The organism is Pseudomonas sp. MS15a(2019) (assembly GCF_013277805.1).
Taxonomy (GTDB): Bacteria; Pseudomonadota; Gammaproteobacteria; order Pseudomonadales; family Pseudomonadaceae; genus Chryseomonas; species Chryseomonas benzopyrenica.
This window is the reverse complement of the sequence record NZ_VBTN01000001.1, coordinates 246337-262243: the sequence shown is the minus strand read 5'-3', so window position 1 is coordinate 262243 and position 15907 is coordinate 246337. Positions and strand designations below refer to the sequence as shown.

Sequence of the window (15907 nt, the reverse complement as noted above, 5' to 3'; positions counted from 1 at the left end):
CAGCTCAAGCGCCGCCGGCCAGATCGAGCACGCCGGGCTGACCGCCCCGGCATTTGCGGATATGTAGCCGTTCCAGCGGCGCCCTGAGTTCCAGGCGCAAGGCCGCCGGCGAGGGATTGTCCAAGGCGGCGGCCGGGCGCAGGGCGAAGGCCAGGGTGCGACCGCTCTCGGCGGCGACCTGCAGCCGGCGCAGTTGGCGATCATCGGCCCGCTCGGGCCAGCAGAGCACCGCGCCGAAGCATCCCGAACGCAGGCACTGCTCGGCGGCCCAGAGCACCTCGGCGCCCTGGGCGCGGATCACCACCAGGGAATCCAGCGCCACGCCGGCCGCCTGCCAGGCCAGGGGATAGGGCAACAGCGGCGGGCCGATCAGGGCGATGCGCTCGGCGGCCTGGCTCAGGCGCGCCAGGGTTGGCCAGAGCAGCCGCAACTCGCCATGGCCGGGGCCGGCGAGCAGCAATTCGGTCAGCGCCGCCTCGGGCCAGCCGGCGCCGGGCAGATGGGCATCCAGGGCGGCGACCCCGGTGGGCTGCCGGCTACGCCGGGCCTCGGGACTGGTCTGCCCCTTCCAGAGCCGCCGCTCCTCGAACAGCCGGGCCAGGCTGGCGCCGCCGCCGCTCATGCCGCCAGACCTGCAGGGGTGTTATCCATGGCCATCGCCTCAATCTGTATATGCATACAGTATTAGAGGCGATCCGCATCGGGGTCAAGTCGAACCGGTGTCCGCGTCGATGAGGGGATCGGTCAGATCCAGATCACCACGCCGATCAAGGCAGCCAGCAACAGCCACTGTTCGAGGTAGTAGCGGAAGCGGTTGCGCTTCTTCAGCGCCTTGCCGCGTTGACGGATGCGATAGAGGTGCCGGAAGGCACGGTTGAGGCCACCGGTGCGGTCGCTGGCGTCATTGGGCGAGGCCGCCGAGGCCAGCAGGGTACCGCTTATCCAGCGGTTGAAGGCACCGGCCCAGCGATAGCGCAGCGGTCGCTCGATGTCGCAGAACAGGATGATGCGATCCTGCTCGGTGGTGTTCTCGGCGTAGTGGATGAAGGTTTCATCGAACACCACTGCCTGGCCATCGCGCCAGTGATAGCGCTGGCCGTCCACCTCGATGAAGCAGCGTGGGTCGTTGGGCGTGGCCAGGCCCAGGTGATAGCGCAGGGAGCCGCCATAGGGATCGCGATGGCGCACCAACCGCGACCCGGGCGGCAACTCGGCGAACATGGCCGCCTTGACCGTGCCGATGCCCCGCAGCAATCCGGTGGTCTGCGGGCACAGCTGCATGGCGGAAGGATGGCTGTCGCCGTACCACTTCAGATAGAAGCGCTTCCAGCCGCTCTTGAAGAAGGAGTTGAAGCCGGCATCGTTGTGCTCGGCGGCTTTCTTGATCTGGCCGGCACGCAGCAGGGCCAGGGCTTCGTCACGAATGAGCTGCCAGTTGTCCTGCAGCACCTGGAGCTCGGGAAAGCGTTCCACCGGGTGATAGGGCTGGTTGGGTACCCGCGACGTCAGGAACATGAAGGTGTTCAGCGGTGCCAGCACCGTCGAATGATCACCTAGCTGACGCAGGAATCGATGACGCACCCGACCGCGAAAATGCACGTACAACACACAGAGAAAGAAACCGCCGATCACGAACCACTTCACGCGTCACTGTCCTGAAAAGAATGTTTCAAGATGTTATACGCTCCACCGGCATCAGACCTAACTCTAAGGTCTGACGATTAGCCGCAGGCTTGCACGGGGACGTGCACCGCCGCTGGGAGCCATGACGGGCATCTTGTATCCTGCAGGTGACACTTCGAGTGCCCGGAGGGCCTCATCATGCGTTCGCTACTCTATGGCCTGCTGCTCGCCAGTGGCGTCGTGGCCGCTCAGGATGTCTACAAATGCGTGGACGACCAGGGCCAGACGACCTATACCCAGGGCGCTTGTCCGACGAATAGTCAGATCACTACCATTCCGCTGCAGCGTTTGCCCGACAGCAACGGCTTCACTCCCCCGCCAAAACCCGCCACGCCACCGCCAGCCACTGCGCCGCGCGAGATCACCGTAGTCCCCGCGCCGGCCAGCAGCCGTCAGCGCCCGGTCGATGACGTCACCGTGGTCGGCAGCTCTTCCTCCTCTTCCAGCTTTCGCCAGGAAACCCAGGTGCGCAGCGGCGGCATCCTCTATCAGCCGGTGCCGATCTACATCGACCGCCGGCCGCGTGACGAGACCTGGCACATGGTGCCCCACCCCCAGGCGCAGCCGCCGGCTCCGCCTACTCAGCAGATTTACGGTATCCCTTTCAAACGCTGAAAGGCGGTAACCACTGCCTAAAGACGATGCAGGAAGTTGACGACGAACTTGCGTCCCTCGGTGCGGTTCTCGGCGTCCTGCTCGAAGTAGCTGTTGACGGTGACCAGGTTCTGTCTGGAAAAGGCGTAGGTGAAACCCGGACCCCAGGCCCAGACCTTTTCCCGGCGTCCGCTGACGTCATGGCCATCCACCTGGGTATCGGTGATCTGCCGGAGCCAATAGCCGCTCAGGCCGATGCTGAGTCGGTCGTTCAGCGCGTACTGGGTGGCGAAGTTGGCATGCAGTGCCTGGCCGGCCTGGGTGTCCGAGACAGCGCCGAAGCTACGCAGCGGCTGGTCGTTCTTGCCATTCCACAGGTACCAGAAGCGCCCGGTCACCGACCATTGGGGCGTCAGCCAGTAGGTGGTGGCGTAATAGGGATTGAAGGACCAGAAGTTGCTGCCCGGATTGATCGCTCGGTCGCGGTCGTAGCGGCCGGTGGGGGCGACGATCTCGGCCTCGATGCGCTGCGCCCAGCGCGGTCCGCCGTCGGGGCGGGTGGTGGTGGGTAACTGCAGGAAGGCGCCCAGGGTCAGGTCCCCTACCCCTTCGCGGGCGCTCAGCGCCTGGCCGCCGAGGCCATCGTCGACATCGGCATGGGCCAGCCAGGGCAGGATGGCGGTGAAGCCGGGCATGGCACCGTTGGCCAGCGGCTGCCCCAGGTAGATCAGCTGGGTGACCGGGGCGAAGGTGGTCAGGTCCTGCTTGGGCAGGGGCAGCTTGCGGCCATTCTGATCGTTGAAGCGACTGGTCTTGCCATAGATCAGGTATTCCGCCAGGTACCAGCCAGGGCCGTCCGGTGCCGGGGCACCATCATAGAAGCTGGTGGAACCGAGGTTGAGACCGGGCAGGTCGTAGGCCTGAGCCAGCGTGGAGGCGAGACTGGCCGCGGCCAGCAGACCGAATCGGGAAAGTGTGCGCATGACGTCGTCCTGGGATTGTTCTTGTTGTGGGAACACGCGATCACCGCACCTGGGCAGGCGCGGCGATCCGGGTCAGACGTAACTGGCGGCCAGGCCGCCATCCACTGGCAGATTGGCGCCGTTGATCCAGCGCGAGGCATCGCTGCAGAGGAAGGCGATCACCGCGGCCACCTCGTCGGCCAGCGCCGGACGCAGGATGCGCTGGCTGTCGCGGGCGACCCGCTCTTCACCCAGCATGCTGACGAAGTCACCGAGGATGGGCGTGAACACCGGGCCCGGCGCCACGCAATTCAGCCGCACGCCGAATTCGCGGAACCAGGTCTGGGACTGCACGAAGCTCCAGACGATGAGCGCCTCCTTGAAGTACTGGTAGCAGGTGGCCTGCTCCACCGGATGGGCCTCCAGCCAGGCCTGGGCCTGGGCGAAGTCGGCGATTTGCGCCAGTTCGCGGTGCCGCTCCAGGCGCTGCGGCCATTCGGCGCCGAGGATGGAGGTGACGTTGACGATGGCCCCGCCCTGCCCCAACCGCGCGACCAGTTGCTGGCTGAGCAACCGCAGGCCGAGGTAATTGACCCGGGCCACTGCCTCCCGGGGTGCCGTGCCCGGTACCCCGGCGATGTTGCACAGGCCGTGCAGGTGCGCCGGCAGGCGACCGACCAGGGCGGCGATGCTGTCGGGATCGCCCAGGTCGGCCTGGTGGAAGTCGTCCAGGCTGAACTGGGGCTGATTGCGGTCGACGCCGATCACAGTGGCGCCTTGGAAGCGTGCCAGGCGCGCCAACTCGGCGCCAATGCCGGAGGCCACGCCGGTGATCACTAGAGTCTTGCCATTCAGGGTCATGGGATTTTCCTCTTGTTGTTATTGGGGGTGAAACAAGGGTTTGGAGCCTGCTCAAAGGCTTGCGAGCTAGAGCCAAACAAGGCGAACACGGCTGAGGAAGCGGATCGGACCCGCGCTCGGGTTTACGAGTGGTAAATGAGCATTCCGATCGGGCTGGCGACCCAGGTCGTGTTCAACGCGGTTTGGCCGACGCGCAGCAGCCTTTGAGCAGGCTCTCAGAAGGGATAGCGTGGCGGCTCGTTATGCTCGGTCACCCATTGCCACTGGCTGTAGTCGTCCCAGTTGCACAGGCCACCGACGCTGCCGCCATTGCCGGACTGGCCACGGCCGCCGAAGGGATTGACCACCTCGTCGTTCACCGTCTGGTCGTTGAGGTGCAGCATTCCGCACTCCAGCCGTTCGCCCAGGGCCCGGGCCCGCGCCAGGGAGCCGGACAGCACACCGGCCGCCAGGCCATAGGGGGTGCGGTTGGCCAGGTCGATGGCTTCGGACTCGTCGGCGAAGGTCACCACGCTGGCCACCGGGCCGAAGACTTCCTCATCGAAGGCCCGCATGCCGGGGCGGACGTAGGCGAGCACCGTGGGGGCATAGAAGAGGCCTTCGTGATGACCGCCCTGCAGCAGCCGGGCACCGGCGGCCAGGCTGTCGGCGACGATGCCCTGCACCCGTCGCAACTGCCGGTCGTTGATCAGCGGGCCGAGTTGGGTGCTGGGCGCCAGGGGGTCACCCAGGCGCAGGGCGGCGGCGCGGGCGACCAGGCGTTCGCTGAAGGCGGCGGCGATGCGCTGGTGCACCAGGATCAGGCCGGTGGCCATGCAGATCTGGCCCTGGTGCAGGAAGCTGCCCCAGGCGGCGCAGCTGGCGGCGCGGTCGAGATCGGCGTCATCGAGCACGATCAGCGGATTCTTGCCGCCCAGCTCCAGCGCCACCTTCTTCAGATGGCGTCCGGCGCTTTCCGCCACCTGGCGCCCGGCCTGGGTCGAGCCGGTGAAGGCGATCATCCGCACCTGGGGATGGGCGCAGAGCGCTGCCCCGGTCTCGGCGCGACCGGGCAGCACCTGCAGCACGCCTTTGGGCAGGCCGATGGCCTCGAACAGTCGGGCGATCAGCACGCCGCCGCTCACCGGCGTCTGGTGATCCGGCTTGAGTACCACGGCATTGCCGCAGGCCAGCGCCGGGGCCACGGCGCGCAGGGAAAGGATCAGCGGGAAGTTGAAGGGCGAGATCACCCCCACCACGCCATGGGGCAGGCGGCGGGCATAGGACAGGGCACCACGCTCGCTGGGCAGAACCACGCCATGGGGCTGCAGCAACTGGCCGGCGACCTGCTGCAGGATGACTCCGGCTTCGCGCAGCTCCAGCTCGGCCTTGGGCAGGATGCCGCCGGTCTCCCGGGCGATCAGGGGTGCCAGTTCGGCGCGATTCAATTCGAGCTGCGCGGCGGCCGCCAGGAACAGCGCGGCCTTTTGCCGGGCCGTCCAGGCGGCCCAGGCCGGTTGCGCCTGGGCCGCCTTGGCGCAGGCCTGGTCGATGTCGGCGACGCTGGCGAGGCCCGTGCGATGCAGGGGCTGGCCGGTGGCGGGTTCGATGACCTCCAGGGTGCCGCCCTGGGCGGCGATCCAGTCGCCATCGAAAATCCGCTCGCGCCAGGGTGCGCCGTCCAGGAACGGCGTGGATGGTCTGCTCATAGCCTTCTCCTTGTTGTTATCGGGCCGCGGTGGGCACAGACAACGGAGCAAGGGCTGTGCCCAGCCCGGGCTGGCAGGAGAAAGAGCCGTTCAATCAGGGACTTGCTGATTTAGGTGGGCAAAGACACCCGGCCTACCCGGCAAACGCCTTGCTCAAAAGATAAAGTTATGAGGTATAACCTTTTTCTCGATTGCGCATTTGCGCAATTCACCTGGGAAGTCGTGCCATGGCCCGGTCCGAACGCCTGTCCCTCAACGCCTTGCAGCAGGTCACCCCTGGCCTGTACCGGGGCGACAGCGCCGCCTGGGACGGCAGCGCCAGCCCGACCCAGGCGGAACTGGCCGAGTGCCTGTTCTTCTCGCCCGGAGATGGGCGCATCTGGCTCAACGACCAGCGCATGCTGCTGGTGCACGCCTCCGCCTTTGGCGCCCTGCGGCGCGAGCTGATCGGCGCCCTGGGTCAGGAACGCGCCCGCGGCCTGCTGACCCGGGTCGGCTATCTGTCCGGGGTGCGCGACGCCGAGCTGGTGCGCAAGCGCTGGCCCCAGGCCGACGCCGCCGCCATCTTCGCGGCCGGCACCCGCCTGCACGGCCTGGAGGGGCTGGTGCGGGTCGAGCCGCTGCATTTCGAATTCGATGTCGACCAGGGCCGCTATGGCGGCGAATTCCTCTGGCACCACTCGGCCGAATGCGACGAGCACCAGATCGCCCATGGCCAGGGCAGCGATCCGGCCTGCTGGATGGAGATCGGCTATGCCATCGGCTACGTCAGCAGCCTGTTCGGCCGCCTGGTGATCTTTCGCGAGGTGGAATGCCGGGCCATGGGCCACCATGTCTGCCGGGTCGAAGGCCGCAATGCCGAACGCTGGCCCGACGTGGCGGAGGACCTGCGCTATCTCAATGCCGCGGGCGATGGTACCCCTGAGAGGACTGCCACCGAACGCCTGCCCGCGCCCCTGCCCCACGCCGTCGACGGCCAGCCGCTGGTAGGCGCCTCGGCGGCCTTCAACGGCGCCTTCCAGGCGCTACAACGGGTCGCCCCGACCCCGGCCACGGTGCTGCTCACCGGCGAATCCGGGGTGGGCAAGGAGCTGTTCGCCAGCCACCTGCACCGTCTCAGCCACCGCGCCGACGGCCCCTTCGTCGCCCTCAACTGCGCGGCCATTCCCGAGAATCTCATCGAAGCCGAATTGTTCGGCGTGGAGCGCGGTGCCTATACCGGCGCCAACCAGTCCCGCGCCGGGCGCTTCGAACGGGCCCAGGGCGGTACGCTGTTCCTCGACGAGATCGCCTGCCTGAGTCTGCCCGGCCAGGGCAAGCTGCTGCGCGCGCTGCAGGAGCGCGAGATCGAGCGGGTCGGCGGTAGTCGTACCCTCAGGGTGGACGTACGGGTAGTCGCCGCCACCAATCTGGACCTGCGCGACGCGGTGCGCCGTGGCGACTTCCGCGAAGACCTCTTCTACCGACTCAACGTCTATCCCATCGGCATCCCAACCCTGCGGGACCGCCGCGACGACGTACCGCTGCTGGTGGATCTGTTCCTGCGCCGCTTCTGCGCCGCCTACGAACGTCCGCCGGTAGGGCTGACCATGCGCGCCCTCAAGGCGCTGCTGCGCTACGATTTTCCCGGCAACGTACGGGAATTGCAGAATCTGGTGGAGCGCGGGGTGATCGCCAGCGATCCGGGTGAACTCATCGACCTGCCCCACCTGTTTCGCGGCGAGCCGCTGCCGGCCGACCTCCTGGAACCGGCGCCGCAGACAGCCGGCTGGCTGGAGCGCCTCGGCGTGGCTGGCGAACGCCCGCTGCACCTGGGCCAGCTGGAAGCCGAGCTGCTCGACGAAGCCCTGGCGCACAGCCACGGCAACGTGGCCGCCGCGGCACGACTGCTCGGCCTGAGTCGTGCCCAGTTCGCCTATCGCCATCGACGCGCGAGACGGGATCTGGACTAGAATGACCCCTCGATACCCTCCTCTCGCCATCTCCGACGGAAGCCCTTCCCGCCGATGAGTTCCCCCGACGACGCCACGCCCCTGGACCCTGCCGCCACTCCCTGGCTGGACACCGCCGTAGGCTATGCCCTGCGCCGCGCCCAGATGAAGATGTTCCAGCACCTGGTGGACAGCCTGGCTGAATACGACCTGCGCCCTGCCCAGTTCACCGCCCTGGTGATCCTCGAACAGGAACCGGGCCTGATGCAGGCCGACCTGGCCCGGCGCCTGGCCATCGAGCCGCCGCAACTGGTCCTGCTGCTGAACAAGCTGGAACGCCAGGGCCTGGCCGAGCGGGTGCGCGGCACCCAGGATCGCCGCGCCTACGCCCTGCACCTCACCGAGCAGGGCCGCGCCCTGGTGGGCGAACTTAAGGAACGCGCCGCTGCCAGCGACCGTGCCGCCAGCGCCCCGCTGGACGACGCCGAACGAACCGAGCTGTTGCGCCTGCTGCGCAAGCTCAATGGAGAGCTGGGCTGAAGGTTGATCGCCGGGTGTTGGGCTTCGCTGCGCTCAGCCGCAACCTACGAAAAGCCAGCTTGCACCGATCGCCCCCTCTCCCTCGGGGAGAGGGTTGGGGTGAGGGATACTGGCAGCGTCTGGGGCAGTACCCTGTTGGGCTTCGCTGCGCTCAGCCGCAACCTACGAAAAGCTAGCTTGCACCGATCGCCCCCTCTCCATCAGAGAGAGGGTTGGGGTGAGGGAGATTGGCAGCGTCTGGGGCAGTACCCTGTTGGGCTTCGCTGCGCTCAGCCGCAACCTACGAAAAGCTAGCTTGCACCGATCGCCCCCTCTCCATCAGGGAGAGGGTTGGGGTGAGGGAGATTGGCAGCGTCTGGGGCAGCGCCCTGTTAGGCTTCGCTGTGCTCAGCCGCAACCTACGGAAAGCCAACCTGCACCGAACGCCCCCTCTCCCTCGGGGAGAGGGCTGGGGTGAGGGGGACCCCGGTACCTATCGTCACGCCCTGATCAACAGCGGCGCCGTTCCGCGATAGCAGGCTTCCAGGCGTTCCGCGCGATGGGTCAGGACGCTGCGCTGGTTGAGCGAGCCCTTGTCGGTGATCTCACCACGGTCGGCGGATGGCGGTTCCTCCTGCAGGGCGATCCATTCCAGGCGGCTGGCGTTGCCCGAGGCCTCGCGATTGAGGCGCTTGAGCCAGGCGGCGAACCAGTCCTGCACCGGCGCGCTGGCCAGTACCGTGGCGGCATCGACGCCGTCGTCCAGCCCGGCCAGTTGCCGGCAATCCGCCAGGCGCGGGAAGACCAGCAGTCCCAGACACTCGCGATCCGGCGCCGCCACCACCACGTCCTGCACCAGCGGCGTGCCCTCCAGCACCGCGCGATTGCGTAGGGGACCGACGCTGACGAACACCCCGGACGACAGCTTGAAGTCCTCGGCGATGCGGCCATCGAACATCAGGCCCAGTTGCGGGTTGGCCGGATCGACCAGCTTGAGGGCATCGCCCGAGCAGTAGAACCCCTCTTCGTCGAAGCAGGCGGCGGTCTGGCCGGCATCGCGCCAGTAGCCAGGCATGATGTGCGGCCCGCGGAAGCGCCCTTCCAGCTTGCCGTCCACCGGCACCAGCTTGAGTTCGCACCCCGGCGCCGGTACCCCGACGTAGCCGGCCACCGACAGGGGTCCGGTGGTGAAGGTGCAACTGGGCGAGGCCTCGGTCATACCCAGGCCGGCCATCATGCGGATGCGTTCGCCGCAGTGGGCCTCGGCGATGCGATCCAGACGATCCCAGACGCTTTGCGACAGCCCCGCCGCGGCAAAGAAGAACAGCCGCATGCGGGCGAAGAAGCGCTCGCGCAACCTGGCGTCACTTTCCAGCGCATTGGCCAGCTCTTCCCAGCCGCGCGGCACCGTCAGGTAGGCGGTGGGTGATACCTCGCGCAGGTTGCGCAGGGTCTCGCCGAAGCCCTGGGGCGTCGGCTTGCCTTCGTCCAGATAGAAGGTGCCGCCGTTGTAGAGCACGATGCCCAGGTTGTGGCTGCCGCCGAAGGTGTGGTTCCAGGGCAGCCAGTCCACCAGCACCGGCGGCTCTTCGCCAAACACCGGAAAGGTCTGCAGCAGCATCTGCTGGTTGGCGCAGAGCATGCGCTGGGTGGTGGTCACCGCCTTGGGCAACTTGGTGGAACCCGAGGTGAAGAGAAACTTGGCGATGCTGTCCGGGCCGGTCGCGGCGAAGGCACGCTCGGCCGCGGCCAATTCACCGCGAGCGAGCAGCGACTCGAAGGCCAGGCTGATGCGCCCCTGTACCTGACCCCGGGTCGCGATCACCGGCACGTTGGCCGGCAGCACGGCGTCCAGCGCCTTCTGGAAGGCCGGACCATCGCTGACGAACACCAGTCCCGGCTGCAGCAGGCCGCAGACATGGCGCAGCTTGGCGTGATCCTGGGACAGCAGTGCATAGCCGGGTGACACCGGGCAGAAGGGAATGCCGGCGTAGAGGGCCGCCATGGCCAATTGCAGATGTTCGGGATCGTTGCCGGAGAGGATCGCCAGCGGGCGTTCGGCGGAGAGGCCGAACTCCAACAGCGCGGCGGCCAGCTGGCGCACCCGCTGCAGCATCTCGCCATAGGAGAAGTCGCGCCAGGCGCCGCCGGCTTCCCGTGCGGCGAAGAAGGTGCGGTCCGGGGCCACCGTGGCCCAGTGCAGCAGCCGGTCCAGCAGTCGCGGCGGCGGCGGAGTCAGGGCTTCCTGGGAGGCCATGTAGAGCAGTCCATCCCGCTCTTCCACGGTGACGCCGGGGTGGCCCAGGGTCACCGGGCGATAGCGCAGCGGCTGATCAGCGGGCGCGCGGGTGTGCGTGACGTGACTCACCTTGAATTCTCCTCTGGGCTGGCGCCCAAGGGCGCCTCTTATTGTTGTCGCGACAGGAGCGAGGGACGGCGGACGCGGATCAGATCGGGTAGTGGCGCGGCCCCGTCTGCAGCGTCACCCAGCGCAACTGGGTGAAGTGGTCGATGGAGGCGCGCGAACCGAAGCTGCCGTAGCCGCTGGACTTGACGCCGCCGAAGGGCATCTGCGCCTCGTCGTGCACCGTGGGGCCGTTGATGTGGCAGATGCCGCTCTCCACCCGCTGGGCCAGCGCCAGGGCGCGGGCGGTGTCGCGACTGAAGATGGCGGACGAGAGACCGAATTCGGAATCGTTGGCCAGGCGCAGCAGGGCTTCGTCGCCCTCGGCACGGATCACCACCGCGACCGGTCCGAAGGATTCCTCGGCATAGAGTTGCATCTCGGCGGTGACGCTATCCAGCAGGGTCGGCTGGAGGATACTGCCGTCGAGCCCGCCGCCACAGACCAGCCGGGCGCCCTTGCCCACGGCGTCGTCGATCATGGCCTTGATACGGGTGCCGGCGCTGGCGTCGATCAGCGAGCCCAGCACCGAGTCGGGCGCGCTGGGATCACCGGCCCTGAGGGTGCGCACCTTGGCCGCCAGGCGCTCGACGAAGGCGTCGGCGATGCGGCTGTCCACCAGCAGGCGCTCGGTGGACATGCAGATCTGCCCCTGGTTGAAGTAGGCGCCAAAGGCTGCCGCGGCGACCGCGGCATCCAGATCGGCGTCCTCCAGCACCAGCAGCGGTGCCTTGCCGCCCAGTTCCAGCACGGCCGGCTTGAGATGGCGCGCCGACAGTTCGCCGACGATGCGACCCACCCGGGTGGAGCCGGTGAAGTTGACGCGCCGCACCGCCGGGTTGGCGATCAGCCGCTCGACGATGGCCGGGGCATCCTCCGGAGCATTGGTGACGACATTGACCACGCCGTCGCCCAGGCCGGCATCCTGCAGCACCTGGCCGATCAACCGGTGCACGCCCGGGCTTTGCTCCGAGGCCTTGAGCACCACGGTGTTGCCGCAGGCCAGCGGCATGGCCAGGGCGCGGGTGCCCAGGATCACCGGGGCGTTCCAGGGGGCGATGCCCAGCACCACGCCGCAGGGCTGGCGCAGCGCCATGGCGAAGCTGCCAGGCACATCGGAAGGAATGACCTCGCCCTGGATCTGGGTGGTCATGGCCGCCGCTTCGCGCAGCATGTTGGCCGCCAGGTGGACATTGAAGCCGTACCAGTTGGCCATGGCGCCGGTCTCCCCGGCCAGGGCGACGAATTCGTCACTGCGTGCGGCCAACCCGTCGGCCGCGGCCAGCAGCCGGCGGCGCCGCTCGCCCGGCGGTAGCGCGGCCCAGGCGGGGAAGGCGGCCTGGGCCGCGGCGACGGCGGCGTCGGCATCCTCCGGGGTGGCGGCGGCCACGGTGGAGACCACCGCGCCGGTCACCGGATGGCAACGCTGATAGCTACGACCGTCGCCGGCCGGGCGGCTGGCGCCGCCGATGAGCAGGGATACCTCGACCATGACGCTACCTCTTGTTGTTGTACGGGTGGGCGGTGGCGGTTCAGCGCTTGTAGGTCTGCAGCCCAGGCTTGATGCTCTTGTCGTCGAGGAACTGCTTCATGCCCTGCTCGCGACCGCCCTCCGGATCCTGCAGCCGCGACTGGTCGAGCTTGGCATAGAGGTAGTCCTCGTTCTGCTCCCAGGTCAGTTCGCGGCAGCGCTTGAAGCCGACCTTGGCGGCACGCAGCACCACCGGATTCTTGTCCAGCAGCTCACGCGCCAGGGCGGTGGTCACCTCACGCAACTGGTCGCGCGGCACGCTCTGGTTGACCAGGCCCATGGCGGCAGCCTCGGGACCGCTGAAGGTCTTGCCGGTCATCACATAGTAGAGGGCGGTGCGATGGCCCACGGTGTCGGCCAGGGCCTTGCTCACCAGGTTGCCCGGGGGAATGCCCCAGTTGATCTCGGACAGGCCGAAGGTGGCCTCGTCGGCGGTGATGGCCAGGTCGCAGGCCACCAGCGGGCTGAAGCCGCCGCCAAAGCACCAGCCGTTGACCATGGCGATGGTCGGCTTGGCGTACATGCGCAGGAGCTTCCACTGCCACTGGGAGGCTTCGCGGCGAATCTTTTCCTGCAGGATCTCGGGGCCGGCATCGGTCTCGCGGAAGTATTCCTTAAGGTCCATGCCCGCGGTCCAGGCATCGCCGGCACCGGTCAGCACCAGCACGCCGGCGCTGGCGTCCTGCTCCAGGGTCTCCAGCACCTCGACCATCTCGCGGTTGAGGGTGGGACTCATGGCATTGCGTTTTTCCGGACGATTGAGCGTCACCCAGGCGATACCGTCCTCGATGTCCACTTTGACCGTCTGCCAACGTCCGTCGTAACTGCCCATGGCGTGTGCCTCTTGTTGTTGGGTGGGTATGGAGCCGAAGCTACGCCAGGGAATTAGTTAAGTCAATTAACTATTTTTGGCAAAACGATGACCTTGCCAAAAGCGGCTAGCCCAGCGCCTCGCCCTGCCGCCGACTCAGCTCCGTGGCGGTATGTCGTTGCTCGGGCCGGGTCAGCAGGAGCAGCAGCCCCGCCGCGACGAACACCCCGGCAAAGACCAGATACAGCCGCAGCGGTGGCCAACCCTGGTCGAGCAGCAACCCGGCCACCACCGGCGAGAGGATGGCGCCCAGGCGACCGATGCCGATGCCCCAGCCCACCCCGGTGGCCCGCACCTCGGCGGCATAGGCCAGCGCCGGTAGCGCATAGAGGCCGGCGACGCAGCCATTGGCGAACAGTCCGATCAGCAGCCCCATGGCCAGGGCACCCAGGTAGGAACTGCCCAGGTGGGCGAAGACCACCAGCAGCAGCGCGGTGGTCAGCATGAAGCCGCCCAGCGCCCGGGACAGTGGCAGGCGGGCGAACAGTAGACCCACCAGGGCGGCGCCAAAGATGCCGCCCACGCTCAGCAGGACGCCACCGGCCACCCCCTGCTGCTCGGACAGCCCCAGGGTGGTGAGCAGCTTGGGCGTCCAGCTCATGATGAAGTAGAAGCCGAACATGGCCAGGAAGAACAGCGTCCACACCAGCAGGGTCGTGCGCCGCAAGGCAGGCGCCAGCAGCCGGCCGACAGTACCGCCCGCTGTGGAGTTTTCCAGCCGCGGCGGCAGCACGGCGAGCTCGGGCTGGCCGAGTCTCCTGGCCAGGCGATTGACCCGCACCAGGGCGCCGGCTGGCTGGCGCGTGAGCAGGAAATCCAGGGACTCGGGCAGACCGACGAGCACCAGCGGGATGGCCCCCAGGGTGAGTAGACCGCCGGCACAGAAGACCGCGCGCCAGCCCCAGTGCGACAGCAGCCAGACCGCCAGCAGTCCACCCAGGGTCGCCCCCAGCGCATAGCCCATGCCCTGCAGGCTGACTGCCAGACCTCGCCAGCGGCGCGCCGAGTATTCGCTGGCGATCACGTTGCTGCTGGCCAGCACCCCGCCCACGCCCAATCCGGTCAGGCCACGCAGCAGCGCCAGTTGCAGAGGTGATCCGGCCAACGCCGAGAGCAGCATGCCGAGCCCCGAGAGCAGCAGGCAGACCAGGATCAGCCAGCGGCGGCCCCAGCGATCGGCCAGTGGCGCCAGCAGCAGCGAACCGGCCGCCATGCCCACCAGACCGGCGCTGAGCAGCAGCCCCACCTGGGCGCCGGAGAGCCCCCACTCGCGGGATACCGAGGCCGCGGTGAAGGCCATCACCAGCACATCGAAGCCGTCGATCATGTTGAGCAGGATGCAGACCAGCACCGCCAGGTACTGGAAACCACGCATGGATCCCTGGTCGATGATCTCGCGCAGGTCGGTCATAGCCCACCTCGCGCACTGAGCAGGTGACGGCGGCGACAGGTGCCGCGCCCGGGCGTGGACGGAAAGACGGCGACGAGTACTGACATGGCGAGCATCCTTGGGTTCTTGTTGTTGGAATCTCAGCCTGCTTAAGCTGGCAAATATGGATCCAATTCACAAGATGCCTCGGCCTATCCGAGTCCCACCCGTGGCGGTGTCACCAGCCGCTTCAACACTGGAAAACCCATTCAATCAAGGCCATTCGGGACCGGATTGGCTCTAAGCGACGGGTATTTACTGGGCGATTATCGAGCAGCAATCGCTCTTGGCTACCGACTAGCCGCATTGACACCCTGGATGACCTCAATCGATTATTGGATCCAATAGACAACAACAAGAGGTCCCGATCATGTACCCGAAGAATGCCTGGTACGTCGCCTGTACCCCCGACGAAGTCCAAGACAAACCCCTGGGGCGCCAGATCTGCGGCGAACCCCTGGTCTTCTATCGCGATGCCAACGGCCAGGTGGTGGCCCTGGAAGACTTCTGCCCGCACCGTGGCGCGCCGCTGTCCCTGGGCTTCGTCCGCGACGGCACCCTGGTCTGCGGCTATCACGGCCTGGAGATGGGCTGCGGCGGCAAGACCCTGGGCATGCCAGGCCAGCGGGTCGGCGTCTTTCCCGCGGTACGCCCCTATGCCGCCGTGGAGCGGCACGGCTTCATCTGGGTCTGGCCAGGTGACCAGGCCAAGGCCGATCCGGCCCTGATTCCCTATCTGGAATGGGCCGAAAGCCCCGATTGGGCCTATGGCGGCGGTCTCTACCATATCCAGTGCGACTACCGGCTGATGATCGACAACCTCATGGATCTCACCCACGAGACCTACGTCCATGCCTCCAGCATCGGCCAGAAGGAGATCGACGAGGCGCCGCCGGCCACCCGCGTCGAAGGCGACGAGGTCATCACCAGCCGGCACATGGAAAACATCTCCGCCCCACCCTTCTGGCGCATGGCGCTACGTGGCAATGGCCTGGCCGATGACGTCCCAGTGGATCGCTGGCAGATCTGCCGCTTCACTCCGCCCAGCCACGTGATGATCGAGGTGGGCGTGGCCCATGCCGGCCATGGTGGCTACGACGCCCCGGCGGCGGTCAAGGCCGCCAGCGTGGTGGTGGACTTCATCACCCCCGAGACCGAGACCTCCATCTGGTACTTCTGGGGCATGGCACGCAACTTCAAGGCGGAGGACGCCGAGCTCACCGCCAGCATCCGCGAGGGCCAGGGCAAGATCTTCGGCGAAGACCTGGAGATGCTCGAACGCCAGCAGCAGAACCTCTTGCGCTATCCCGAGCGCGGGCTGCTCAAGCTCAACATCGATGCCGGCGGCGTGCAGTCGCGGCAGATCATCGACCGCCTGCTGGCCGCGGAACAGGCCGCCACCGGCATCCCGGTCCGGCAGATCGCCTAGGAGAC

Annotated in this window: 13 protein-coding genes; 4 read left to right on the top strand and 9 right to left on the bottom strand. The window is 67.4% G+C overall.

Features of this window, described 5'->3' with window-relative positions; translation table 11 throughout:
- Positions 1–4 precede the first annotated feature (4 nt).
- Positions 5–622, bottom strand: a complete 618-nt coding sequence (imuA, locus tag FEZ61_RS01250; protein ID WP_173146817.1) for a translesion DNA synthesis-associated protein ImuA — start codon at positions 620–622, stop codon at positions 5–7.
- A gap of 122 nt (positions 623–744) precedes the next feature.
- A complete protein-coding gene (gene lpxO / locus FEZ61_RS01245; RefSeq protein WP_017641857.1) occupies positions 745–1644 on the bottom strand; it encodes a lipid A hydroxylase LpxO in 900 nt (299 codons plus the stop codon).
- Positions 1645–1821: 177 nt separating this feature from the next.
- Here lpxO and FEZ61_RS01240 point away from each other — a divergent pair, with 177 nt between their 5' ends.
- Positions 1822–2298, top strand: coding sequence for a DUF4124 domain-containing protein (locus tag FEZ61_RS01240; protein ID WP_017641858.1), 477 nt, complete (start codon positions 1822–1824; stop codon positions 2296–2298).
- Between the two features lie 17 nt (positions 2299–2315).
- Here the strand turns inward: FEZ61_RS01240 and FEZ61_RS01235 are convergent, their stop codons facing one another.
- From FEZ61_RS01235 to FEZ61_RS01225, 3 genes are all read right to left on the bottom strand, one after another.
- Positions 2316–3260, bottom strand: a complete 945-nt coding sequence (locus tag FEZ61_RS01235; RefSeq protein ID WP_064307988.1) for a transporter — start codon at positions 3258–3260, stop codon at positions 2316–2318.
- 72 nt (positions 3261–3332) lie between these two features.
- Positions 3333–4100: a coniferyl-alcohol dehydrogenase gene (locus FEZ61_RS01230; protein WP_017641860.1), complete on the bottom strand. Its 768-nt coding sequence runs from the start codon at positions 4098–4100 to the stop codon at positions 3333–3335.
- 215 nt (positions 4101–4315) lie between these two features.
- Positions 4316–5788, bottom strand: coding sequence for a benzaldehyde dehydrogenase (locus FEZ61_RS01225; RefSeq protein ID WP_173146815.1), 1473 nt, complete (start codon positions 5786–5788; stop codon positions 4316–4318).
- A gap of 227 nt (positions 5789–6015) precedes the next feature.
- On the opposite strand from FEZ61_RS01225, the gene FEZ61_RS01220 reads away from it, so the two are divergent.
- Together FEZ61_RS01220 and FEZ61_RS01215 are read left to right on the top strand one after the other, a co-directional pair.
- Positions 6016–7740, top strand: a complete 1725-nt coding sequence (locus FEZ61_RS01220) for a sigma-54-dependent Fis family transcriptional regulator (RefSeq protein ID WP_173146813.1) — start codon at positions 6016–6018, stop codon at positions 7738–7740.
- Positions 7741–7794: 54 nt separating this feature from the next.
- The gene (locus FEZ61_RS01215) at positions 7795–8259 is read left to right on the top strand and encodes a MarR family transcriptional regulator (RefSeq protein WP_017641863.1); all 465 of its coding nucleotides are present in this window, start codon (positions 7795–7797) and stop codon (positions 8257–8259) included.
- Between the two features lie 478 nt (positions 8260–8737).
- Here the strand turns inward: FEZ61_RS01215 and FEZ61_RS01210 are convergent, their stop codons facing one another.
- The 4 genes from FEZ61_RS01210 to FEZ61_RS01195 form a co-directional block, all read right to left on the bottom strand.
- Positions 8738–10606, bottom strand: a complete 1869-nt coding sequence (locus FEZ61_RS01210) for a feruloyl-CoA synthase (protein ID WP_068385547.1) — start codon at positions 10604–10606, stop codon at positions 8738–8740.
- Between the two features lie 79 nt (positions 10607–10685).
- Positions 10686–12134, bottom strand: a complete 1449-nt coding sequence (locus FEZ61_RS01205; RefSeq protein ID WP_173146811.1) for an aldehyde dehydrogenase — start codon at positions 12132–12134, stop codon at positions 10686–10688.
- 40 nt (positions 12135–12174) lie between these two features.
- Positions 12175–13005 carry a p-hydroxycinnamoyl CoA hydratase/lyase gene (locus FEZ61_RS01200; RefSeq protein ID WP_058792502.1) on the bottom strand — a complete coding sequence of 277 codons (831 nt, stop codon included), beginning with the start codon at positions 13003–13005 and terminating at the stop codon, positions 12175–12177.
- A gap of 106 nt (positions 13006–13111) precedes the next feature.
- The gene (locus FEZ61_RS01195) at positions 13112–14455 is read right to left on the bottom strand and encodes an MFS transporter (protein ID WP_173146809.1); all 1344 of its coding nucleotides are present in this window, start codon (positions 14453–14455) and stop codon (positions 13112–13114) included.
- A 388-nt stretch (positions 14456–14843) separates the two neighbouring features.
- Here FEZ61_RS01195 and FEZ61_RS01190 point away from each other — a divergent pair, with 388 nt between their 5' ends.
- Complete coding sequence (locus FEZ61_RS01190) at positions 14844–15902, top strand: aromatic ring-hydroxylating dioxygenase subunit alpha (protein ID WP_059314320.1); 1059 nt, start codon at positions 14844–14846, stop codon at positions 15900–15902.
- Positions 15903–15907: the final 5 nt, after the last annotated feature.